This window comes from Bacillus sp. AFS040349 (assembly GCF_002577655.1).
Taxonomy (GTDB): domain Bacteria; phylum Bacillota; class Bacilli; order Bacillales; family Bacillaceae; genus Metabacillus.
The window spans coordinates 22,757-46,839 of sequence record NZ_NUMC01000067.1 but is presented as its reverse complement, the minus strand read 5'-3'; the positions used below and the strand labels follow the sequence as shown (position 1 = coordinate 46,839).

Below are 24,083 nucleotides of genomic sequence, written 5' to 3'. Positions count from 1 at the left end.
TGGTTAAACTTATATTACGATCAGGCGCTTTAATTGAGAAATGAAAAAAGCCTAATTTCTTCACAGTTAATTGAGAAATTAGGCTTTTTAATATTGAAATTTCCTTAACGTTGTAAATCCGCATTTTCCTGACGCTACCCCTAAAGGAAGGGAATCAACAAGTGATTAATGTTTTAATAGTTGAAGATGATCCAATGGTTGCAGAATTTAACAAGCGATATTTAGAGCAAGTAGATGGTTTTTTATTAGTGAATATTGCAGATAGTGTGAAGGAAGCTTTAGATGTTATTGAGGAAAAAAATGTGGACCTTCTCCTTTTAGATGTTTTTATGCCGGGAGAAAATGGTTTATCTTTACTCAGAAAAGTTAGAGAGGAAAAACAAGATATTGATGCCATACTTATTACAGCTGCTTCTGATGTTGAGAAAATTCAGGAGGCTCTTAGAAATGGTGCGGTCGATTACTTGATTAAGCCTTTTGAATTTGACCGATTTGAACAGGCCCTAAGGACATACCGAGATCAATATGTTTATTTAAAAAGGCAAAAAACAATTAATCAAGAGGATCTTGATCAGCTTTTACTAGTAAAAGAAGAGAATAATGATCAAGGTATTTTAAAGCCTCTACCAAAAGGGTTATCGAGAAAAACTCTTGTTACGGTTCTTGAAGCGGTAAAACAACAAGGGAAAGCACCCTTTTCTACTGATGTTATCGCAGAGGTGACGGAGATATCGAGAGTATCTGTTAGGAAATATTTAAAGTTCCTAAATGATATTGGAGTTATTGATGAGACATTAACATACGGCATTGGGAGACCTCTATATTCCTATATATATAATACTGACAAACAATATTTGCTTGATGGATATGAATAATGAAAAAGCAGCTAACGCTGCTTTTTTTAATTTCAAAAAGCTATCATTAGTTTCAAAATATATAAAATGTCTGAATATTTCAGTAAACTTAAAACAGATTATGAAAGCGATTACTCAATTTGAATGGGAAACGACTAATGGAAATCATATTAATAGTGTAGGTTAACAAGAATGCAGGAAGAAGAGCATTTATGGGCTAGATGTAATTTTTTAAGGAGGGAATAAGAATGGAATCAACAGCTAAGAGGCTATCATTTGATGAAAATAGTGAAGAAATGAAAGCGAGACCAAAATTAAAAATATTTAATACACCAATTTTATGGTTTGTTTTATTTGGTGTGATTACGTTGATAAGTATGTATACAGGTAGTTTACCAGGAGGTATGATTGGTAGTTTGCTTGTTATGATTATATTAGGTGAAGCTTTCGGATGGTTAGGTGATCGTACACCGATCGTTAAAACATTTCTTGGTGGAGGAGCGATTGTCGCAATCTTTGGTTCTGCGTATATGGTCTACAGCGGCCTTCTACCAGAAACCATTACAACTTCGGTAACTGATTTTATGAAAACAGGTGGATTTTTAGACTTCTATATAGCTGCATTAATTACAGGTAGTATTTTAGGAATGAATTCTAAGATACTAGTCAAGGTTGGATTACGTTATTTCTTACCGATCTTTGGGGCTGTAATTGGGGCAATTATTATTGCAGGATTGTTTGGCTCACTTGTTGGTTTTTCACTTCAAGATGCTATTCTAGTTATAACAATGCCAATTATGGGAGGCGGAATGGGTGCAGGTGCTGTTCCAATGAGTCAAATTTACTCCGAAATGTTAGGGAATGAACCAAGCTATTACATTTCAATGCTTGTACCAGCACTTGCCTTAGGAAATGTGTTTGCGATAGTACTTGCTAGTGTGCTAGATATGGTGGGGCGAAGATTTCCGTCTTTATCAGGAAATGGTCAATTAATTAAAGGATTTACGTATGAAAAAACAAAGCAAAAATATGATATTGAAGTAATGGGTGTTGGACTATTAGCAGCTTTAACATTCTTCACGCTCGGAAATGTTTTGGGAGACTTTGTTCCTTTACATCCTTATGCCATTATGATTATTTTAGTAGCTGCTGCAAAAGTGGCTAATATTATCCCGAAAATTGTTCTTGATGGAGCTAGTCAATGGTATCAATTTGTGGCTAGTAACTGGACTTTTGCTCTATTATTCGGTATTGGTGTGGCCTACACAGATTTAAACACTGTACTTGAAGCTTTATCATTCCAATACATCTTAACAGTTTTTGGTGTTGTTTTAGGGGCGATTATTGGGGCTGGTCTTTTAGGTAAATTAGTTGGGTTCTATCCAATCGAAGCTGCAATTACAGCTGGATTATGTATGGCAAATATGGGTGGAACAGGTGATGTGGCCGTATTGTCTGCAGCAAAACGTATGGAATTAATGCCGTTTGCACAAATCTCATCTAGATTAGGTGGGGCTTTGATATTATTACTTTCTGGCCTAATTATTCCACTTCTTGTATAGTAGAATAATAGAATCTAAAGCATTGGGACGTTCTCCCAATGCTTTCTATTTTTAAAAACGACTGATGTTCAAGGTATTAAAATAGATACTGTATAAAGTATGGTGAAGATTTATATGGAGTTTATCTTGGTTGTGTTGCCGGCCTTTATTATTCTAGCAATAGGATATATTGGGCAAAAAAAGATAAAAATTGACCGCAAGTCTGTTTCGGTTACTGCCCTCTATTTAATGTACCCTTTTCTAGCATTTCGAACATTTTATACAAATGAGCTAACAATGGAATACCTTTATATTCTCTTGTTTTGTCTTTCGCTTTGCTTTAGTTTGTTACTTATAGTATTAACCGTATCGAGGCTAAGAAAGTTAGGACAAACGAAAACGTCTGCTGTGATTTTATCAGGTGTATTTATGAATAGCGGGAACTATGGAACACCGATCATTTTGTTTGCTTTTGGAAGTGTAGGCTTTGATTATGCCGTTATTATGATGGTTATTCAATCGATATTGATGAATACAATTGGCCTCTACTATGCTGCGAAAGGCAGTGTGGAAACAAGTGGTATGAAGGATTCATTGATGAGAATTGTTAAGATGCCGATTCTTTATGGAGCACTAATAGGGATAATTGTACAACTAAGTACTATTAAGGTTCCTGAATTCCTAATGAGATCTGTTGATATGATAGCAGATGCAACTATTCCAACCATTATGCTCGTATTGGGTATGCAGTTAGCATCGCTAAGCCGCTCAGCTGTCAAATTAAAAAGTATTAGTGGGATTATTATCTTGAGAGTTGTGATATCGCCTATATTGGCCTGTATTATTGTAATGTTCCTTCCAATAGAAGGACAATTAGAGAAGATATTAATTGTACTTTCTGCCATGCCTACTGCTGCGAATACAACTATGTTCGCTTTACAATTTAATACCGATCCGGATTTTGTGTCATTTAGTACATTGGTGACAACTGTATTAAGCATTATAACAGTTCCTTTAATGCTTTTGCTTGTATCTTAGAGTATATTTTTCACTATCTAAATTAAAGTTGGGTTGATTTAAATTGAAATCGACCCGACTTTAATTACAGGTGAAAATGCCTTTTAGATTTTATTTAAGAGTAAATTCTAAGTTACTTTGTGTAATTTTTCTAAATGACTATTTCTTTGAAAACTCCGCACGATAGCTACTATCCAAGCAATGAAAAGAATCGAATAAATGACAAGCTTTAGGTTACCTGAAGTGCCAAATATATCTAATACAGTATTGAGATTTGTTAGGACGATAAACCCACCTACAACCACTCCTAGTAAGTATGCAGGGATAATACGGACTAGCCAGGCTGCAATAGGTGCAGCGATCACACCTCCAATTACAAAAGCAGCAACCCACACATAGTTAAATTGCTCCCAGCCTAGAAAAATGATAAAACCCAAAGTGGATGCAGTAGTAACAGCAAATTCACTAGTATCTACAGTCCCGATCACTTTGCTTGGAATGGCTCCTTTTCTAGATAATAATGCGGGGGTGTTTATTGGACCCCAACCGCCACCTCCTACAGAATCAAAGAAGCCAGCAATAGCACCAAGAGGAATTAAATACCACGCAGAGGTTTTTTGCTTCTCCTGTTTTGGGTTCCACTTGAATAGAAATCGACTTAATACATAAATCCCCATAATCATTAAGAAGATTGAAATATAAGGTTTGATTAAATGACCCGGAAGGCTACTTAAAAATGCAGCACCGATAAAAGCACTGATTGCTCCTGGAATCATTAAAGTTATGACCATTTTTTTATCTACATTTCCAAACTTATAATGAGATATACCTGAAACAGCAGTTGTAGCGATTTCAGACATATGAATGGATGCTGATGCCACTGCAGGAGCAACCCCAAAAGCTAATAAAAGTGAAGTTGATGTTAGTCCATAAGCCATTCCAAGAGCACCATCAATTAATTGTGCAAAAAAACCGACGATCGCAAAGATAAGTAGTTTTCTCATTATTTACCCTCCAGTTCTAAAATAAATATATATTAATCACATGAGTTTAGTCGGAATTATAGCGTGAGTTTATGTAAAGTGAAAGACTATCTATATTTTTCTGAGTATTTGCATATGATTAATCGTATTTTATGTGATGATGATCATTTTGTCTATAGATAATAAATAAAAATTATTTATATTGAATAGTTGATAATAATTCTTTAAGATTGTATCAACTATAAATGAATGAGGATGAATGATTATATGTACCTAACATTAAAGGAAACAGCTGAGTATCTCTCATTGCCTGAAGATCAAATTGAAAATCTGATAGCTGAAAAGAAGGTAAGAGCCCTTTTTGATGGTGAACAATATTTAATTAATAAAGATCAATTTAAAACACATTTTGAGCAGTTGGAAAAATATAAAGCTCTAATTGAAGAATACTTAAAAGAGCCAATACCGGAAGATATAGATGTAAAAGATGAGGATTAAAAATATAGAAAAATAAGGGAGACTTTTTATCGAATTAATGTTATCATTATTAATAATAAAAACAAAAAGGGTTAAGGGAGCGAAAAGAAGATGCTTTCTATATATGAGGAAAATTTTAATGTTACAACTGATGTTACTTTAAGAGGTACTTTAGCTATTCCAGAATCAAGTGAAGAGAAATATCCAGCGATCGTAATAATAAATGGTTCTGGAGGAGCTGATCGTGATGGAAACATGAAAAAGCCTGCAATAGAATCAAATTTATATAAAGAATTGGCACATTATTTAACACATCTAGGATTTATTTCACTAAGATATGATAAAAGATCTGTTGGTGAAAGTGATGGAGATCCAATTAAGTCAGGAATGATGGATTTAGTTAAAGATGTGAGAGGGATGGTTCAATTCTTAAAAGCACATCCAAAAGTTGATCCAACAAAAATAATTTTGCTCGGACACAGTGAAGGGTGTATTTTAGCAACAATTGCACAGCAAGAAGTCCCCGTTGGTGGAATGGTATTAATAGCAGGGGCTGCTTCCAGTTTAAAAGAGCCAATGTTGTATCAAAATCTTATCATTCTTGATGAAATACAAAAGTTAAAAGGTTTAAAAGGAATGATGTTAAGGTTTTTATTAACTGAAGAAAAATTAAGAAAACAGTTAGATGATCTATTTCAGAAAATGACGATGTCAGAAGGAGATACAATAAGATATAAACTGAAAAAAACTCCTGCTAGGTGGTTTAGAGAGCATTTTTCATATTCAAGTGAAGAAATAGTGGAAATGTTAGGCGAGTGTGAGTATCCAATCTTAGCCATAACTGGTGATAAAGATGTTCAGGCGGACTACAATGATTTAAACAGAATGAAACAACTTGAAAAACCTAATACAAGGGCCGTTGTGATAAAGAATATGGATCATATGCTAAAGGAGTTTAAAGGGGAAAAAACTGTTTTAAACCTAATGAAGCAATACAAGCAGGAAGCAAAAGACCCTATTCATTCACAATTAAAAGTAGAGTTGGGTAATTGGTTAACAGAGCAATTTTTATAAAATAAGAAAGCCTCAGTGGATATCCAGCACTGAGGTTTTCTTGTTCTTATTAAAGAATACACTAGTGGACAAGCTCTTCAAAAAATAAAAGGTTTAGTGAAAGTAATACTAGTAGATAGGAGATAAAGAATTTTGTCGAAATATGTAGATTTTTTAGATAAATTTCTAGCGTATAACACAAATGTTCGCTATAATGATATATTGAGAATGTATCTTTAGGGGAGAGGTATACAATGCAACAATCGAAACAGCTAAGGATGATAGGCATAATAACATTGATTGTTGGAATCGTCATTATAGGGACTATTTTATATAAAACAAAGGGAATTATTTCTGACGCTGCTGCAAATTATTTTGTTGGCAATACAAAAGTAACCATTATAACATCGGATGTTCTCGTAGACCAAAGTTGGGGAAGTTTGGCGTATAAAGGAAAGCTGAAGATTGAAGAGATGTTTCCTGTTGATGTAACACTTTATAGTGAGATAGATACAGAAAAAAGCATGAAAAAAACGATTAAAACAGCAACAAAAGAGGGATCAAAGCTAATTATCGGACATGGTCGTGAGTTTTCAGATGTTTTTACGGAGGTTGCTGAACAAAATCCAGACATCCACTTTATAACGATACATGGAGATTCAAAATATCCTAATCAATCTGTCTATACTTTTGACCAGGGAGAAATTGAATATTTTGCTGCTTTAGCTTCTAGTGTAGTCACAAAAAATAACAAAATTGCTTTAATAGATGCTTTTGATGCTAGAGAAAAAAAACCTGAGTTTGAAACTGGATTAAAGTATTACAAGCCAGAAGCAACGTTTTACTATCGATATGTGGATAGCCGTGATGACGGAAAAAAAGCAGTGCAAATCTTTCGTGAGTTAATTAATGAGGGTGTGGACGTGGTCTACAGCAAAGGAAACTCTTATAATAGAGAAATTATAAATTTGGCTAAAAAAGAAGATATCCATGTGATAGGTTATCTTGATGATCAATCATATATGGGGAAAGATCATGTCGTAACGAGTGTTTTGAATGATGTTTCACAAGCGTATGTTGCGATTATGGAAGATTATTTCAGTGAAGATGGAATACCACATGGCAAAGTGATGTTAGGGGCAAATCATGGTGTATATGGCCTAGCTCCCTTTGGGCCGATGTTGACTGAAGAAGAAAAAGAAATGATTAAAAAAGAGATGGAAAAGTATGAGAAAGGAAAGTTGGTTTTTCCTTAAAAGTCTGAGGGGAGGGGTTGTGTTGAAGAAACTTTTAAAAAATATGTCTTTTCGCACAAAAATTCTCTCAACCCTTCTCATCTTAACCTTTGTGTTAAGTGGCTTTTCACTAATTCTTGTTCAATCTATAGATAAGGTAAATCAAGTTAGCAACAAAATAAAACAGAAGAATATCCCTGAGCTGTATTGGCTTTCAAAGTGGGATGAAGAGTTAAGTGTTAAAGGAATAGTGGTCAACGATTTCCTGGAAGAAAGCAAGTGTTGTGAGCTTTCTGCTAAGTATCAATCTGTTGAAGATACACAAGAAAGTGAATCTGGTTATAGCTCTCCAAAAATCCCGAGTTCTCTTAATAATATAAATAAGAGAATGGAATTACTGGATTTTATGATTGTTAATAATGTACAAGGTTTGTTAGATTATCATGATCAAAATGGAGCAAAGGAATTTATTGAATCTAACTATTTACCACAATACAATTTATTAAAAGAAGAGATTAAGAAAGCTAAGGAAAACACTTATTCTAAGTTAGATGGCCATTCAAATGAGTTTTCAGCCATTATAAAAAACTCACTATGGTTACTAATCTTTGTTACGATAATAGCTATTGGCTTATCTATTTTTGCTGCTTATCGAATAAGTGCAAACCTGACAAAGCCTGTAGAATCAATGATAAACAAAGTAGATCGGATTGCCAATGGTCAATATGGGCTAACTTTGAACTCTTCAGAACAAGCTGAATTTGAACAGCTTACAAATTCGATTAATCAAATGTCTATAAAGTTGAAGGATTCCTTTAACACAATTCTTAATGACAAATTGTACAGGGAGCAAATACTAAATTCATTACCTGTTGGAATTATTACAATAAATGATACTTCTACTGAAATATCAGTCAATAAGACTGCAACGAAAATATTAGGTATGGATGAGCAACAGCTTAAACAGCTTTTTATCACACAAGGTGATAGGAAAAATGAATTTTTTTGGGAGATACTATCTTCAAAAACGGTTTATAAACATACGAAGGTTCCTTTTATTACGAGTGAAGGAACTAAGCTGCTTCTTGTTTCACAAGCAGAAGTGCTGAACCAACAACAAAAAGTTATAGGCAGAGTTAAAAATTTCGTTGATATTACTGAAACTGAAGAGTTGGAAAAAAGAATGAATCAATCTGAAAAATTAGCTGCAGTAGGAGAAATTGCTGCTGGTGCTGCACATGAAATTCGAAATCCTTTAACGGTTGTACATGGATTTTTATCATTAATGAACCAGTCGTTTTCGGAAAAGGTGAAAGATCAGTATCATATGTCGCTAATTATGAAAGAAATAGAACGAATAAACAGTATTATTGAGGAAATGCTTCTTCTTTCTAAGCCAGGTGCACCAATAAGAAAAAACATTTATCTTCAACATATTATGGAAGAATTTTTACCTCTTATCATCCAATCTTCTGAAGATATTGAATTTATCATTGATTTACATCCAATTCAATTATCCGTTGATCCAAAACAGATTAAGCAGGTTTTTCATAATCTTATTCGGAACAGTATTGAAGCAATGTGTGGTAAAGGTGTTATTCATATATACTCGGAGCTAACAGAAAGTTCATATCGAATATATCTAAAGGATAGTGGATCTGGAATTCCATTGGATATGCAAAAAACAATATTTGAGCCGTTTGTAAGCTCAAAAGATAATGGAACAGGTCTAGGATTGATGATTGTTAAGAGAATTGTGGAAAATCATCAGGGTATGATCTTTATTCAGGAGAGTTCTGCGGATGGAACGATCTTTGTATTAGATCTTCCTTTAAATAAATAAAAAGGCTGACTTTAGGGGTCAGCCTTTTTATTTTACTTTAACTTAAATGAACTCTTTAAAGAAACAATTCGGTTAAACACAGCTTTTTCTTCGGAAGTATGTTTCGGATCCACATTAAAATAGCCGTGACGGAAGAACTGAAACTTATCATGTGGTTGAACATCTTTCATATTGGGCTCTATGAACCCTTGTAGCACCTCAAGAGATTGTTGATTCACATAATCGAGGAATGTTTTTTCCTCTGACGGATCTTCTTGAACCTCAGTTTCTTCTTTATCCTTATCAAGGATAAGTGGTTCGTATAAGCGAAACTCGGCCGGTAATGAATGCTTTGCATCCACCCAGTGAAGAGTTCCTTTTACTTTACGACCTGTAAACCCAGTTCCACTCTTTGTTTCAGGATCGTAGGTACAATGGATTTCTACAATGTTACCATCCTCATCTTTGATAACATCTTCACATTTAATAAAGTAGGCATGCTTAAGGCGAACTTCATTGCCTGGAAACAAGCGGAAATACTTTTTAGGAGGATCCTCCATAAAGTCCTCTTGTTCAATATATATTTCACGTGAAAATGGAATTTGTCTTGTTCCCATTTCAGGGACCTCAGGATTAATTTCTGCATCAAGCATTTCTACTTGATCTTCAGGGTAGTTAGTAATGACCACCTTTAGTGGCTTTAAAACACCCATAGTACGTGGTGACTGTAGCTTTAAATCTTCTCGAACAAAATGTTCAAGCATCGCTTCATCAACCGTTGCAACACCTTTTGAAACACCCGTTTCTTTTACAAATTCACGGATTGCTTTAGGAGTGTAGCCTTTTCTACGTAAGCCGGAAATCGTTGGCATACGAGGATCATCCCAACCATCAACAAACTTTTCGTCAACAAGCTGCTTTAACTTACGCTTACTCATCACAGTGTTTGTAATGCCAAGGCGGCCAAATTCGATCTGCTGTGGCTTATGTTCCATTTCACATTCTTCAATAACCCAATTATAAAGAGGGCGTTGATCCTCGAATTCAGTTGTACATAGTGAGTGTGTAATTCCTTCAATTGCATCCTCTAATGGATGAGCAAAAGCATACATCGGATAAATACACCAAGCGTCACCAGTATTATGATGTGTAGCATGTGAAACACGATAAATAACAGGATCACGTAAGTTAATATTTGGTGATGACATATCAATTTTGGCACGAAGTACTTTTTCGCCGTTTCCAAACTCACCTTTACGCATGCGATCAAACAGGTCTAGATTTTCTTCAATTGAGCGATTGCGGTAAGGACTTTCCTTACCAGGTGCAGTTAATGTACCACGATATTCTCTTATTTCATCTGCGGTTAAGTCATCAACGTATGCTTTACCTTTGTTAATAAGAAGGACAGCACGATTGTACATTTCTTCAAAGTAATCTGACGCAAAAAACATACCGTCCCATTCATAGCCAAGCCATGCAACATCTTCTTTAATGGATTCAACAAACTCAGTATCTTCCTTTAAAGGGTTCGTATCGTCAAATCGCAAATTTGTTTTCCCGTTAAATTCATCTGCCAATCCAAAATTTATGACAATTGATTTTGCATGACCAATATGTAGATATCCATTCGGCTCTGGTGGGAAGCGAGTGTATACATAGTCACGTTTTCCCGTTTCAAGATCCTCTTTAATTATGCTCTTAATAAAGTTTGAGGAGTTTTGTTCCAAATCAGATCAAACCTTTCTTTTATATGTATAAATAAGTCCTATTTGTCATTATACCAATAGAATTGAAAAAGGTTAATTTACTTGGTCATTTTTCTGGTAATAGTATATATCATGACAGATTTTCTCAGTCTGTATACAAACTTCATGATGAAACATTGTTCAAGCGAATAGATTGACCCCTTTTGTATAAAATAACGAAGTCTACAGGAGGTGAAAGGAATATGCCCAACTTAAATGATAATAAATTTAGAAAGATCCAATCAGAAAGTCAAAAACAAGGGAAATCACAAGAGGAATATGCAGCAGAATTAGAAAACAACAAAATGAAGGCACAGAAAAGAAAATAGTTTTTTGAGAGGTAAGCTAAGCGGGTGCTTACCTTTTTTTAATTGACCCAAAATAATAGTTCTTGTCGATAAAGTGTAGACTATGTCTGAATTTTACGAAGGAAAAATGTTTATTTTGGAATCCTCTTGTTTTTATAATGATAACAGGTATAAAAATAAGGAGAATCGTAGAATGGCATTATCTAAAGAGGATTGGAAAGTCATTGATTTTTTCACATATGAAAGAGTGTTAGTTGATTATACAGCCAGAACAATTTCTAGAAGAGAAGATTATAAATTGGAAGAATTAGATACAAAATATCTTGTTGAATTAATAAAGGGAATCGGAGAGTATATACAGAAAACCTCAGATGGAATTAGAAACTCTGAAAATACGAAACTACTTATTGATAGTGGAATTTTTGACTATTTAGCAACAAAAGTAACTTTTGAATCAGAGATTAATAAACGCTTAAGACATTTGCAAGTATCAAATGTATTTAATTGAGTTACCTTTCATAATTATGACTCTTAAATCAAAAAACGAACATCTTTCTTCACTTTGAACATGTTAACAAACAATACACGGATAAGAACATTATTAAATATGAAATTTATGCGTTTTTTGGTAACAAATGATAGATTATGAAATTGATTCAATTGATTTTTTATAATAACTATTAGAAATATTCAATTAATGATTGACATCTATCCTGTAGAGTATTAAAGTATATTTATTGTTTATTTTACTTAATCGCATAAAAAGATCTCTTATCAAGAGTGGCAGAGGGACTGGCCCGATGACGCCCGGCAACCGTTCAATTAGAATTGGTGCTAAATCCTGCAAAGCTATACAGCTTTGAAAGATAAGAGAGGAGACTCCTAAAATTGTGGTGAAACCTCTCTATCTTTAGAGAGGTTTTTTTGTTGCCTAGTATTACTAGACATAATTAAAAAGTTTTAGAGAAAATGAGGGGGCAATGCAACGATGAAAAACAGATTTTTTAATGCAGCATTTCTTTTGACAATTGTGCTGACTTTACTTGTTACAGGTTGTTCTTCAAATAGTGGAGAAACTGAATCAACACAAGCAAAAGGAAATCCAGAAGTATCATTAGAGAATGTGCCAGAGCGTTTTGCAAGTGGTGAAGGTGCTAAAATCAAAGTTATCCGCAAAATCGGCGGAGATGATCATACAGCTCAATTTTTAGCAGGAGCTAAAGAAGAAGGGGAAGCTTTAGGTTTTACAGTTGATGTATTTACCGCAAACGGTGATACAGCTAAATTCCACGATGCTATTGCACAGGGCTTAGAGGAGGATTATGACGGTTTTATCATTTCACATGGAGATGATGAAGCAACTGTTGATGCTGTACAAAAGCTTGTTGATGCAGGAAAAAGTGTTGTTACATTTGATTCAAATGAAGGATTAGCTGAAATTGGTGGGGTAACATTAACTTCACAAGATGATGAGGCGTTAGCAAAGCTCGCGTTAGATCAATTAGTTCAAGATACAAACGGAGAAGCAAACATTGTTTACCTATGGGTTGACGGATTCCCACCAATGGTGAGAAGAAACGCAGTGTACCAAGATATTCTTGCTAACAATCCAGGTATTAAAGAAGTAGAACGTTTTGGAGTTGCAGCACCAGATACATCTGTTCAAACACAAAATGCTGTAGCAGCAATGTTGAACAAACATCCAAAAGGTGAAATTGATGCAATTTTTGCAACATGGGATGCTTTTGCAATAGGTGCAGCGCGTGCGATTAAAGAAGCAGGAAGAGATGAAATTAAGATTTATGGAATTGATGTTTCAAATGCTGATCTTCAAGAAATGCAAAATGAAGGAAGCTCTTGGAAGTACACAGCAGCTGTTGATCCGAAATTAATTGGTGCAGTTGATATGAGACTGTTAGCGAAAAAGCTTGCAGGAGAAGAAACACCAGAAACGTATAATCTTGAAGCTTCACTTATTTCACAGGAAGCATTGTTACAATCAAGTGAGCCAATTAATATGGTGAATCTAGCAGATACTGTGGAAGGCTGGGGCCAATCTACTGCATTTGAAGAAGAGTGGATGAAAACATTAAAAGAATATTATAAGAAATAATGCGTTAGACTTAACGAACACTCTCTAAGGTTGAGAGTGTTCGTTTTCCTCTGATTACCTCACATACATTAAATCCCATAGAAGTGTAAAGTAGTAGAAAGGAGGCAAATTGATGAATCACTCCGTATTAGAAATGAAGAAAATTTCAATTGAATTTCCTGGTGTAAAAGCATTAGATGAGGTTGACTTTATTATGAAAAGTGGAACAACACATGCTTTAATTGGAGCGAACGGTGCTGGAAAATCAACACTAATGAAGGTGCTATCTGGTTCGTATTCTCACTATACCGGGGATATTTTAATCGATCAGATCAATACGATCATCAAATCACCTAGAGATGCTCAAAGAAATGGTATACAAATTGTCCATCAAGAAGTAGACACTGCCCTTATCCCTTATTTAACAGTTGGAGAAAATATTATGCTGACAAAGACTGTGAATGAAATGGGAAAGAAACAATTTATTCAATGGAAAAAGCTGCATGAACAAGCAACAACAATATTAAACAGCTTGAATATAAAAGTATCCTCCACGAAACTTGTTAGCGAATTAACTTTGGCTGAGAAGCAAATGGTTCTTATTGCAAGAACAGTTTCTTCGGATTGTAAATTTTTGATTTTAGATGAACCAACTGCACCATTAAGTCACTCTGAAACAGTGGAATTGTTCCGCATAGTTCGTGAACTAAAAGAGAAGAATGTTGGGATTATCTTTATATCCCATCGTCTTCCTGAAATTTTTGAAATATGTGATGACATTTCAATTATGAGAAATGGAAAGCTTGTAACTCACGAAAAGATAAGTGAAACAACACCTAATCGAGTAGTGGAAAGCATGCTAGGAAAAGAGCTAGAGGAGCAATTTCCTCTAAAAGCAATTCATCCAGGAGAATTGCTCTTTGAAGTAAATCATTTAAGTGATTTTGACAAGCTGAATTCTGTTTCATTACAGATTCGTCATGGTGAGATTGTCGGGATCGCAGGTCTTGTAGGTGCAGGGAAGACAGAATTGTGCAAGGCATTATTTGGGGAGACAAAAGTAAAATCCGGTGAGTTAAAACTTAAAGGAAAGAAATTGTCAATCTCCAACCCGTACCAAGCTGTAAAATCTGGGATTGCCTTAGTACCCGAAGAGAGGCGAAAAGAAGGCATTCTTGTTCAAGAGTCTGTTGTGACCAATTTAACTGCAGCGAATCTGGGGGCATTTACCAAGCCATTTAGCTTTTTGAATCGAAAAGCAGAAAAGCAAAAGGCAGTTGAGTTAATAAAAAGTTTAGGGATAAAAACGCCTTCAGAGGAAACAAAAGTGCAAAACTTATCTGGAGGTAATCAACAAAAAATCGCAATAGGTAAATGGCTAATAACCGACGCGGATGTCTATATTTTTGATGAACCAACTAAGGGTGTTGATGTTGGTGCTAAAAAAGATATCTTTGACCTAATCAGTGAGCTTGCGAGTAGAGGAAAAGCGATTATTTATGCATCTTCTGAATTGGCCGAGATTATAGGTATTACAAACAGATTATATGTCCTATATGATGGTCAAGTTGCTAAGGAATTAGCAACAGATGCAACGAATGAAGAAGAACTATTATATTATTCAACAGGAGGCAACTAGGATGGCAGATGTAAATCCTGTACAATCAACCAATTCAAAGAAATCATTTGATCTTTTTCAGTTTTTATATAAGTATGGAACCATTTTAACAATATTTATCTTAATAGCTGTTTTTGCTGCATCCAACCCAACATTTATTCAAGGAAATAACATAATTAATATCTTAAGATCCATATCCATTGTGACAATTATTGCAATTGGTATCACGATTTCTCTTTCTGTTAATGGTTTTGATTTATCTGTGGGATCTGTTGCTTCTTTATCAAATGCAATTGTTATTTCAATGTTTGTTTGGTTTTCACAAAACACATTCATTGCAATATTTTCTGCTATTATTGCATCTTTAATAGTTGGTATTTTGAACTCTTTTATTATCGTAAAGTTAAAGGTGCCGGATATGTTACTAACTCTGGCCACTATGTTTATTGTTCAAGGTATTGCATTAACATATACAAAGGGTGCGACCGTTTCGCAAAACATGGTTATGCCTGATGGGACCTTTGCAACAGGTATGATCAGTCCTGTTTTTGAAAAGATTGGCCAAGTACCATGGATTATTATCATCATGATCATCGTGGTTGTTGTGGTACATGTTTTTCTAACTTATACAAAACATGGGCGCTATATGTATGTGATTGGGGGAAATATAGAAGCTGCGAGATTATCAGGAATACCTGTTAATAAATATAAAGTTGTAGCCTATCTTCTTTCAGCACTTTTTGCAGCAATTGGTGGGATTGTTTTGGCTTCAAGAGTCATGACTGCTGAAATAAATGCGGGTTCTCCCTACTTAATGGACTCTGTTGCGGCAGCATTTATCGGGTTCTCCGTTTTAGGAGCAGGAAAGCCAAATGCATTTGGAACATTTGTCGGAGCTGTTTTAATTGGAATCCTTCAAAATGGGCTTGTAATGATGTCAGTTCCTTATTATGCAATGGATATTGTAAAGGGAACAGTTCTTGCATTTGCCCTTGCACTAACTTACTATAAACAAAAATAAGAATGTAAAAAGGTTACTGGAGCTTTCAGTAGCCTTTTTGTTATTGGCTCTGAGCATCTTCAATCGACATCCTTCTACAAATATCGGGTGGTGACAGGCACCCCTTCAACTGTATAATTATAAGTAAATTTATAAATGATTCATCATAAACCTAATATCTTTTTTTGTCATAATATCTCACAAAAGAATTGACAGTATTTTATTTAGTCTTAAAATTAAAGGAAGAAATAGTAATTTGTTACAAGTATTTTGAAAATAAAACCTATTCTAATAAAAGATTTTTATACGAAGTATTGTATTTAAATACATATACTGATATACTTCATACATGCATATATATTATAAATGCTAAAAACTATGTATCTTACATAGTCATTTAAATAGTTAAGAGATTAAGAGAAATAAGGGGGAGCTAGAAATGAAAAAAGGGTTATTTATATCTGTCCTTATGCTTTCATTTTTGTTTTTGTTAGCAGCTTGTGGGACTAGTCAGGAAACAACTAGTGGTGAAGGAAGCGAATCAGGTGAAACGGAAGAGAAGAAAACATTAAGAGTTGTTACTGATGCTGCATATGCACCATTTGAGTATCAAGATAAAGGTGAAATTGTTGGATTTGATGTTGATTTTATTGAAGCAGTAGCTGAAGAAGCAGGTTATGAAATTGAAATTGAACATGTTGGCTGGGATCCTTTATTCGTTGAGATTAAAGATAAGATTGCGGATTTTGGGATATCTGCTATTACAATAAACGATGATCGTAAACAAACATATGACTTCTCTGTACCATACTTTTTATCAACAAACAAAATCTTAGTTCCTGAAGGCAGTGACAGTGCATCTGCTGCAGACTTAGAAGGTAAAGTGGTAGCTGTTCAAGCAGGAACAACTGGTCAAGAAGCAGTTGAAGGAATTATGGGGAAAAACAATAAAAACATGAAACAATTTGAAAACAATAACTTAGCGATTATGGAGCTTACTAGCGGTGGTGCTGACGCAGTAGTTGCTGATAATACAGTTGTTGAAGAATATGTGAAAAATAATCCAGATCAAAAGTTAACGGTGGTTGAAGATACAGAAAGCTTTGCTTCTGAATACTATGGGTTAATGTTCCCGAAAGGTAGCGAACTTAAAGCTGAATTTGACGAAGCGATTAACAAAGTGCTAGACAGCGGGAAATATGCTGAAATCTATAACGAATGGTTCGGTTCAGATCCAGATGTTGAAAACTTAAAGGCACAGCAATAAAGGTCAAAAATTATTGCGTACCACCTTATAAAAGGTGATACGCAATTTTTGCCTTTATAGGGGAGGAAGAAAAATATGGATTTTCGTTTTGATATTATCGCTGAATATGGTCCATTTTTATTAAAGGGAACATTGTTAACAATTGGCTTGTCTTTAGCTGGTATTCTTCTAGGAACTGTTCTTGGACTTGCGATAGGCTTAGGTAAAATGATGAATAACAAATTGCTAGCGCTTCCTTTTAAATGGTACATTACCTTTTTCCGTGGAACGCCATTATTTGTTCAAATACTATTAGTTCACTTTGGGGTAGTGCCATTTTTCACAGGTGAAACAAATGGAATTGCAGCTGCAATTATTGCACTTTCATTAAATGCTGCTGCATATATTGCTGAAATTTTTAGAGGTGGAATTCAATCAATCGATCGAGGACAGATGGAGGCAGCACGTTCATTAGGAATGAATCATGTTCAAGCTATGAGACATGTTATTCTGCCGCAGGCTTTTAAGCGAATGATTCCTCCGTTTGGAAATGAATTTATTGTGTTAGTAAAAGAATCATCTCTTGCGGCAGTTGTTGCTGCCCCAGAGATTATGTATTGGGGTCGGGCAATGTCATCTCAATATTATCGGGTATGGGAACCATACTTAACCGTAGCTGCTATTTACTTAATTTTAACCTTAACTCTTAGCTTTTTACTAAATATACTTGAAAGAAGGTTGACGACAGAATGATTACTGTAAAAAAATTAAAGAAATCATTTGGCGCAAACCATGTACTTAAAGATATTAATGTCACGATTAAGCCACAAGAAGTGGTTGTTGTAATAGGTCCTTCTGGTTCAGGAAAATCTACCTTCTTACGATGCCTTAACTTGCTCGAATCGGTTTCGGGCGGACAAGTTATGATAGATGGTATTGATTTAACAGATAAAAAAACAGATATAAACAAAGTTCGTGAAGATGTAGGAATGGTTTTTCAGCAATTCAATCTTTTTCCCCATAAAACAGTTATGGAAAATATTACAATGGCACCAATAACAGTGAAAAAAATGAAGGAGGAGGTAGCAATAGAAAAGGCATTACAGCTCCTTCAAAAGGTAGGGTTAGCTGAAAAAGCAAATGCTTATCCAAATTCTTTGTCAGGTGGTCAAAAACAACGTGTTGCGATTGCTAGAGCATTGGCGATGGAGCCGAAAATTATGTTGTTTGATGAACCAACTTCTGCCCTAGATCCAGAAATGGTAGGAGAGGTTCTTGAGGTTATGAAGCAATTAGCTCGAGAAGGAATGACAATGGTCGTTGTTACTCATGAAATGGGGTTTGCAAAAGAGGTTGGTGATCGTGTGATTTTCATGGATGGTGGTTATATTATAGAAGAAAATATGCCAGAGCCTTTATTTAATGATCCGCAGCATGAAAGAACGAAATCCTTCTTAAGTAAGGTATTGTAATTCTGTATGATAATAGTATAAATGTATACTCTAGAAAATAGAGTAAAGGGAGACGTGTTTGGTCTCCTTTTTGTGTTGAGCACTCAAGTAATTTAGTGGATATTTTTATGGGAGATAGGTATTTGTGTGTTTGCAAGAAAGACAATTGTCCTTATAAGGAAGAAAACTCTTGATTAATTAGATGAAAAAAGAGATAATAGGAAAATAAAATTTGACTGAAAATTTTAAATAGTAGGAGTTGTGGAAATGAAGGTTGTTAAGTTTGGTGGTTCTTCCTTAGCATCAGGTGAACAGCTAAAAAAAGTATTGAATATTGTCGTATCAGATCCTGATCGTAAGGTGGTTGTTGTATCTGCACCTGGAAAACGTTATTCAGATGACATTAAAGTAACAGATTTACTTATTGAATGTGCAGAAAGGCATTTAGCAAATGAAAATGCAGACTCTGTTTTTCAAACAATTATTGAAAGATATGAGAGTATTGTAAAAGAGTTATCTATTCCTTCTGACATTATCACTACGATTTCAGAGGACTTAAAGAATTTACTTGATGGAGATAAAAGTAAGCCGGATAGCTATCTAGATGCAGTAAAGGCAAGTGGTGAGGATAATAATGCAAAGCTAATTGCTGCCTATTTCCAACATAGTGGTTTAAATGCACAATACGTAAATCCGAAAGATGCAGGATTACTTGTATCGGATGAACCAGGTAATGCGCAGGTATTACCTGAATCATATGAAAATTTATATAAGCTTCGTGAAAGAGAAGGAATTATTGTCTTCCCAGGCTTTTTCGGATACAGCAAAACTGGAGAGGTGCTAACATTCTCAAGAAGTGGCTCAGATATTACAGGCTCAATTCTTGCTAATGGAATTAAAGCAGATTTATACGAAAACTTTACAGATGTTGATGCCGTGTATTCTGTTAATCCGAATATTGTTCAAGATCCAAAGGAAATTAGTGAGCTCACTTACAGAGAAATGCGAGAGCTATCATATGCAGGTTTTTCTGTTTTTCATGATGAGGCACTAATCCCGGCATTCAGGGCTGGTATTCCAGTAAATGTTAAAAATACTAATAATCCTTCTGCTCCTGGTACAAAAATTGTGAATGAAAGATCAAATACAAATGGACCAGTTATTGGTATTGCAAGTGATAAAGGCTTTTGCAGCATTTATGTTAGTAAATACTTAATGAATCGTGAAATCGGGTTTGGTCGTAAGCTTCTACAAATTCTAGAGGATTACGGTTTAACATATGAACATGTGCCTTCGGGTATAGATGATGTAACAGTTATTTTAAGGCAAGGTCAAATGGATGAAGGTCTTGAAGAAAAGATCACGGAACGAATTATGACTGAATTACATGCAGATGAGGTTATTATTGAACACGATCTTGTATTGATTATGGTCGTTGGTGAAGGTATGCGCCATAATGTTGGTACAACTGCCCGAGCGTCAAAAGCTCTTGCAGATGCAGGGGTAAATATTGAAATGATTAACCAAGGATCTTCTGAGGTAAGTATGATGTTTGGTGTGAAGGAACCACAAGAAAAACGCGCTGTGCAAGCATTGTATAATGAGTTTTTTGTAGCTGTACCAGTATAAAAAAAGGCGTTGGGTTACTCCAACGCCTTTTTCTATGTAAGGTGTTAATGAATATTATCACCTAGCTGTGTTCGATCAGGGGCTCCTGGTGGTTTTTCCAACCATTTATTTTTAATCATAATATCAACCCCGTCCTTGGCAAATTGGGCGATCTCAGCAGATAAACGCTCATAATTTAGAATGAGATCACTCCGTTGACTGGCCGATGCAGCAGTAGCGTAGTTACCGAGTCCAGCTGATGATAGAAGAGACATCGTGTTCATCATTAACTTATCAGAAAAAACGTTTGTTGTTGCATCAGTTACGGCATGATCAGCTGATATCGGTGCTTGTATATCGTCATTCATGAGTGTATCTGACAGAACCTTTATCTGTTTTTTAGAAATTTCTTTTCCTTTTTTCATATAATCTTTTACTTCTTTGGATTGGGCGGTCTGCATAAAGGCAGATGAAAGCATAACCCCAATTTGATTTGTTTCGATATTCAAGCTAAGGTGAGAAATTTCGATGGCATTTAGTATTCTTTGTTTATATTTAGTTAAAGGGTTTAATCCACTTAAGTAACTTTTATTATGAATGAAATCAATTTCTTTTGGATAAGGGATGTAAGGTCTTCTTAAGTAAAGTCCTTTTTTAAGTGCTACATCAGATGATAGTTGATATAGAGATTGTACACGAGATAAGCAATCACCAAAATAAGCGCGAATATCAGCTCTTGCGGCTAATGATAGACTTGCGGAATGAGTAAGCAGTCCTACTCTTCCAATGTGTAAGATGTATGTTAATTTAAACGTATCAGTAAATAAATCAGGTGCTTCCAAAGAAACATCTTTATCTGTAAATCCATATGGAATGGGCAAGTTTTCCTTCTGATGAATTTGTTCAAGTTCTTCTACATGGAGAGAAGATATGCGATAAGCTTCCTCCGTAACAGGAATAATATCTGTGTCGCTTACTTTTTGTTTCATGAATGTTAGAAATGGAAGTGTCATGGTATCATATATGTAAGATGTCCAAAGGATACCTATTTCGGCTGCTGTTAAGGAAACATTATTAAGATTCATGTTGTGAAGCTCCTTTTTTATTTAATCAAGCTTACTTGAATTAATTTCATAATGTATCATTTGTTACCAAAAAACGTATGAATTTCACATTTAATAATGTTTTATCCGTGTATTGTTTATTAACATGTTCAAGGTGAAGAAAAATGTTCGTTTTTTGATTTAAGAATCATAATTATGAAATTAACTTACTTAACTTATTATTAGAATAATCTCTATGGTATATACTTAAACAGTTAACACTTATACATATAAAAGAAGGTGAAAAAATGGGTAGATTATTTTCGATTGGAGAAGTACTAATTGATTTTATTCCGGAGCAAAAAGGTATTGCATTAAAAGATGTTGTTTCATTTGAAAGAGCACCAGGAGGAGCACCTGCTAATGTTGCAGCAGCTGTTGCGAAGTCAGGTGGAAACGCTTCAATGATTACGAAACTAGGTGTTGATGCTTTTGGTGATTTTCTGATTGAAACATTAAACAATGTTGGGGTAAATACTGAACATGTTCTTAGAACAAAAGAAGCAAATACTGCCTTGGCATTCGTATCTCTTAAGGAGGATGGAGAACGAGATTTTTCCTTTTACCGTAATCCCTCAGCAGATCTATTATTGAACGAGGATGAGATTAATGGAGAAATTTTTAATAAAGGAGATATCCTTCATTTTTGCTCAGTTGATTTAGTAGAAAGTCCAATTAAAAAAGCTCATACTAAAGCAATTATGTCTGCTAAGGAAAAAGGTGCTTTAATCAGCTTTGATCCAAATGTACGTCTACCATTATGGGATGATCCTCAAGACTGTAGAAGAACAATTTTGAACTTTCTCCCTGAAGCACATCTTGTAAAGATTTCAGATGAGGAATTAGAGTTTATTACAGGAGTGAAAGATGTCGAAGAGGCGATTCAATCATTATTTATTGGAGATGTGAAAGCTGTTATCTACACAAAAGGATCAGAAGGAGCTGACCTTTATGTTAATGGGGAATTTTGCATTCATTCACCTGGATACAATGTTTCTGTTCAAGATACAACAGGGGCGGGAGATGCCTTTATTGGGGGTTTTCTTTATAAGCTACTTGAGAAGAATGTGATTGTATCTCAAATAGGTACTCTCCTAAAAGAAGAAAGTGAAGAAATCCTTGCTTATGCCAATGCAAGTGGTGCTATAACTACAACTGGCAAAGGAGCAATTTCAGCTATTCCAACTCAAGAGCAAATTTATGCATTTATAAAAGCACAATAAACAGCTTGAGGGGCTAAACAGCCTCTCAAGCTTATTATTTGTCGTTAGATGAATTTCTAGAAGAGTTTGATCTATATTTGTTTTGTTTCGTTAATGTTAAATTACGAGCTCGAAGTCTAGTAGCAGGTGTATTATTATTTGGAGCTGCTTGTTCATTCCAATCAGACATATAAACTTAACCTCCTTTTATTCTTAAACTTTCTTCCCTCTCATTAGTTTTTCAAATGTATCCATGGAAGGATCTCGTTTTATTTCATGATCAAAAGGGTTTTTTTCTTGGGAAAATTCAGGATCAGCATCAAGTCTTATCCCCATCTGAGAACCTTCTGTTGATAACGGATCATTTATAATTGATTCCCTCTCTCCATCTTGATGGGGAGTCACCTCTGAATTCTGATTTCGCCTATTCATCTTATCACCTCAAAATTTAACTTTGGTTTTAAGATATCAAAGGAAGGGAGATTCTATTCAAAAACTTTTATTTATGATCATTTAAGATTTTAGTACAGTACCGAAGATAGAGTAGGTATAAGAATTGAATAGATAGAAACTGTTGCAATGTATAGGAAATAGTGATAATCTTTATTAGACTAATTTCTTGCTGTTATTAGTTTTGATTAAAGGATTCATTACAAACTTACATACAATTATATAAATGAACCTTAAATGGTAAATGGGAGAATCTATCTCACAATAGCTGTCTGTCCATGGCCTAACTTCTATATCGAAGTTAGGCCTTTTTATGTTTATATGGAATAAATTGTATAAAATGTTTAAAGCTGCTTGTTGTGCATTGATTAAATATAACTAAGGAGGACATAAAATGAAAAATGTTGATAATTACTACCAAGAAGACCTCCTTCTTCTTAGTAGTACATTAAGTAAACTGCTAAAGCAAAGGTTTGGAAAAGGACCTGAAACATGTTACGTTACATTGCATTCAAACAGATTAGTCATCTTTATAAAAAAATATATAACTCCTGCTGAAGCCGTTTTGTTGAAGAATAACAATGTAAGCTTATTACAGAAATTCAGGTCCGCTGTTATGGAAGAAGTATTCACTGAGTTTGGCAAAGAAGCACATGATTGCCTTGGTATTTCTTTTGATTCTTATTATGATGATTGGAATTTTAAAAGAAACACGGGAATAATGATTTTGGAGAATAGTGGATCTAAAGAATGGCTCGAAACAACAGTACCTCCTACAATCAGGGAGAATCTTTTTAACGGAATAATTTCGGTTAGTGAGGAAATATATAAAGTACCAAGTAGAGTAGAAATCATTAGAATGAATCAAAATATGTATGCTGTAGAATGCAGAGAACCTTTAATTCAAATTGAAAAAGTTTTGTATCGCAAAGGACATATAGAGTTGCTACAAGAGCGTTCCAATGATATTAAGAACTCCTTTATTAAACAAAAAGAGGTTTTTGAATCAATTTTCACTACAGTTGTAGAAGATATATTTATGATTTGGGACTACAAAAATGATAGGAGCTATATTTTCTTTTATTTACAATAGAAGAGATTATTTACTTTCATTTGAATATTTTATATTATTAAATTAAGAAGAAAAGATAATAATGCTTTTTCTTTTAAATGAAGCTAAGTGCTATATTTATCAACTAGAAATAAACTAATTTAAATACTTGGTAGAAATGATTTAGAAAAATAAGCTAAACATAAGCCAAAATAGCAAAAAGA

Annotated in this window: 23 protein-coding genes and 1 riboswitch; of the genes, 18 read left to right on the top strand and 5 right to left on the bottom strand. The window is 34.5% G+C overall.

Annotation, left to right across the window (positions count from 1 at the left end):
- Positions 1–161 precede the first annotated feature (161 nt).
- The 3 genes from COD11_RS15470 (at position 162) to COD11_RS15460 (ending at position 3,433) form a co-directional block, all read left to right on the top strand.
- Positions 162–875, top strand: a complete 714-nt coding sequence (locus tag COD11_RS15470; protein ID WP_098797805.1) for a response regulator — start codon at positions 162–164, stop codon at positions 873–875.
- 275 nt (positions 876–1,150) lie between these two features.
- Positions 1,151–2,416: a 2-hydroxycarboxylate transporter family protein gene (locus COD11_RS15465; RefSeq protein ID WP_483296297.1), complete on the top strand. Its 1,266-nt coding sequence runs from the start codon at positions 1,151–1,153 to the stop codon at positions 2,414–2,416.
- A 114-nt stretch (positions 2,417–2,530) separates the two neighbouring features.
- Positions 2,531–3,433: an AEC family transporter gene (locus tag COD11_RS15460; RefSeq protein WP_098797803.1), complete on the top strand. Its 903-nt coding sequence runs from the start codon at positions 2,531–2,533 to the stop codon at positions 3,431–3,433.
- A gap of 107 nt (positions 3,434–3,540) precedes the next feature.
- Here the strand turns inward: COD11_RS15460 and COD11_RS15455 are convergent, their stop codons facing one another.
- Positions 3,541–4,416: a sulfite exporter TauE/SafE family protein gene (locus tag COD11_RS15455; protein WP_098797802.1), complete on the bottom strand. Its 876-nt coding sequence runs from the start codon at positions 4,414–4,416 to the stop codon at positions 3,541–3,543.
- Positions 4,417–4,662: 246 nt separating this feature from the next.
- On the opposite strand from COD11_RS15455, the gene COD11_RS15450 reads away from it, so the two are divergent.
- The 4 genes from COD11_RS15450 (at position 4,663) to COD11_RS15435 (ending at position 9,003) form a co-directional block, all read left to right on the top strand.
- Positions 4,663–4,893 (top strand): excisionase family DNA-binding protein, encoded by a 231-nt coding sequence (locus COD11_RS15450; RefSeq protein ID WP_141549695.1) that lies wholly within the window; start codon positions 4,663–4,665, stop codon positions 4,891–4,893.
- A 90-nt stretch (positions 4,894–4,983) separates the two neighbouring features.
- Positions 4,984–5,946: an alpha/beta hydrolase gene (locus tag COD11_RS15445; protein WP_098797800.1), complete on the top strand. Its 963-nt coding sequence runs from the start codon at positions 4,984–4,986 to the stop codon at positions 5,944–5,946.
- A gap of 233 nt (positions 5,947–6,179) precedes the next feature.
- A complete protein-coding gene (locus COD11_RS15440) occupies positions 6,180–7,181 on the top strand; it encodes a BMP family ABC transporter substrate-binding protein (RefSeq protein WP_098797799.1) in 1,002 nt (333 codons plus the stop codon).
- 19 nt (positions 7,182–7,200) lie between these two features.
- On the top strand, positions 7,201–9,003 hold the full coding sequence (locus tag COD11_RS15435) for a sensor histidine kinase (RefSeq protein WP_231308892.1): 1,803 nt from the start codon (positions 7,201–7,203) through the stop codon (positions 9,001–9,003).
- Between the two features lie 32 nt (positions 9,004–9,035).
- On the opposite strand, the gene COD11_RS15430 is transcribed toward COD11_RS15435, so the two are convergent.
- Positions 9,036–10,712 (bottom strand): glutamine--tRNA ligase/YqeY domain fusion protein, encoded by a 1,677-nt coding sequence (locus COD11_RS15430; RefSeq protein ID WP_098797798.1) that lies wholly within the window; start codon positions 10,710–10,712, stop codon positions 9,036–9,038.
- Positions 10,713–10,933: 221 nt separating this feature from the next.
- Here COD11_RS15430 and COD11_RS27575 point away from each other — a divergent pair, with 221 nt between their 5' ends.
- From COD11_RS27575 to COD11_RS15390, 9 genes are all read left to right on the top strand, one after another.
- Positions 10,934–11,059 carry a hypothetical protein gene (locus tag COD11_RS27575; RefSeq protein ID WP_255301632.1) on the top strand — a complete coding sequence of 42 codons (126 nt, stop codon included), beginning with the start codon at positions 10,934–10,936 and terminating at the stop codon, positions 11,057–11,059.
- Positions 11,060–11,231: 172 nt separating this feature from the next.
- Positions 11,232–11,546: a hypothetical protein gene (locus COD11_RS15425; protein ID WP_098797797.1), complete on the top strand. Its 315-nt coding sequence runs from the start codon at positions 11,232–11,234 to the stop codon at positions 11,544–11,546.
- A gap of 260 nt (positions 11,547–11,806) precedes the next feature.
- Positions 11,807–11,911: riboswitch (SAM riboswitch) on the top strand.
- Between the two features lie 115 nt (positions 11,912–12,026).
- Entirely contained in the window at positions 12,027–13,151 is a 1,125-nt protein-coding gene (locus COD11_RS15420; RefSeq protein ID WP_098797796.1) for a sugar ABC transporter substrate-binding protein, read from the top strand.
- A gap of 112 nt (positions 13,152–13,263) precedes the next feature.
- Positions 13,264–14,769 carry a sugar ABC transporter ATP-binding protein gene (locus COD11_RS15415; RefSeq protein WP_098797795.1) on the top strand — a complete coding sequence of 502 codons (1,506 nt, stop codon included), beginning with the start codon at positions 13,264–13,266 and terminating at the stop codon, positions 14,767–14,769.
- Between the two features lies 1 nt (position 14,770).
- Entirely contained in the window at positions 14,771–15,769 is a 999-nt protein-coding gene (locus tag COD11_RS15410; protein ID WP_098797794.1) for an ABC transporter permease, read from the top strand.
- Between the two features lie 418 nt (positions 15,770–16,187).
- Positions 16,188–17,015 carry a basic amino acid ABC transporter substrate-binding protein gene (locus tag COD11_RS15405; protein WP_098797793.1) on the top strand — a complete coding sequence of 276 codons (828 nt, stop codon included), beginning with the start codon at positions 16,188–16,190 and terminating at the stop codon, positions 17,013–17,015.
- A 75-nt stretch (positions 17,016–17,090) separates the two neighbouring features.
- Positions 17,091–17,747, top strand: coding sequence for an amino acid ABC transporter permease (locus COD11_RS15400; RefSeq protein WP_098797792.1), 657 nt, complete (start codon positions 17,091–17,093; stop codon positions 17,745–17,747).
- Positions 17,744–18,466, top strand: coding sequence for an amino acid ABC transporter ATP-binding protein (locus COD11_RS15395; protein ID WP_098797791.1), 723 nt, complete (start codon positions 17,744–17,746; stop codon positions 18,464–18,466). Before COD11_RS15400 ends, COD11_RS15395 begins: the two co-directional genes overlap by 4 nt.
- Positions 18,467–18,712: 246 nt before the next feature.
- Complete coding sequence (locus COD11_RS15390) at positions 18,713–20,074, top strand: aspartate kinase (protein ID WP_098797790.1); 1,362 nt, start codon at positions 18,713–18,715, stop codon at positions 20,072–20,074.
- A 44-nt stretch (positions 20,075–20,118) separates the two neighbouring features.
- Here the strand turns inward: COD11_RS15390 and COD11_RS15385 are convergent, their stop codons facing one another.
- Complete coding sequence (locus COD11_RS15385) at positions 20,119–21,138, bottom strand: DUF3231 family protein (protein ID WP_098797789.1); 1,020 nt, start codon at positions 21,136–21,138, stop codon at positions 20,119–20,121.
- 266 nt (positions 21,139–21,404) lie between these two features.
- Between COD11_RS15385 and COD11_RS15380 the strand changes: the two genes are divergently transcribed.
- The gene (locus COD11_RS15380; RefSeq protein ID WP_098797788.1) at positions 21,405–22,379 is read left to right on the top strand and encodes a carbohydrate kinase family protein; all 975 of its coding nucleotides are present in this window, start codon (positions 21,405–21,407) and stop codon (positions 22,377–22,379) included.
- Positions 22,380–22,413: 34 nt separating this feature from the next.
- On the opposite strand, the gene COD11_RS27570 is transcribed toward COD11_RS15380, so the two are convergent.
- Both COD11_RS27570 and COD11_RS15375 read right to left on the bottom strand, forming a co-directional pair.
- The gene (locus COD11_RS27570) at positions 22,414–22,548 is read right to left on the bottom strand and encodes a hypothetical protein (protein ID WP_255301631.1); all 135 of its coding nucleotides are present in this window, start codon (positions 22,546–22,548) and stop codon (positions 22,414–22,416) included.
- Between the two features lie 23 nt (positions 22,549–22,571).
- Positions 22,572–22,790 carry a hypothetical protein gene (locus COD11_RS15375; protein ID WP_098797787.1) on the bottom strand — a complete coding sequence of 73 codons (219 nt, stop codon included), beginning with the start codon at positions 22,788–22,790 and terminating at the stop codon, positions 22,572–22,574.
- Positions 22,791–23,202: 412 nt separating this feature from the next.
- Here COD11_RS15375 and COD11_RS15370 point away from each other — a divergent pair, with 412 nt between their 5' ends.
- Entirely contained in the window at positions 23,203–23,901 is a 699-nt protein-coding gene (locus COD11_RS15370; protein ID WP_098797786.1) for a Na-translocating system protein MpsC family protein, read from the top strand.
- Positions 23,902–24,083 lie beyond the last annotated feature (182 nt).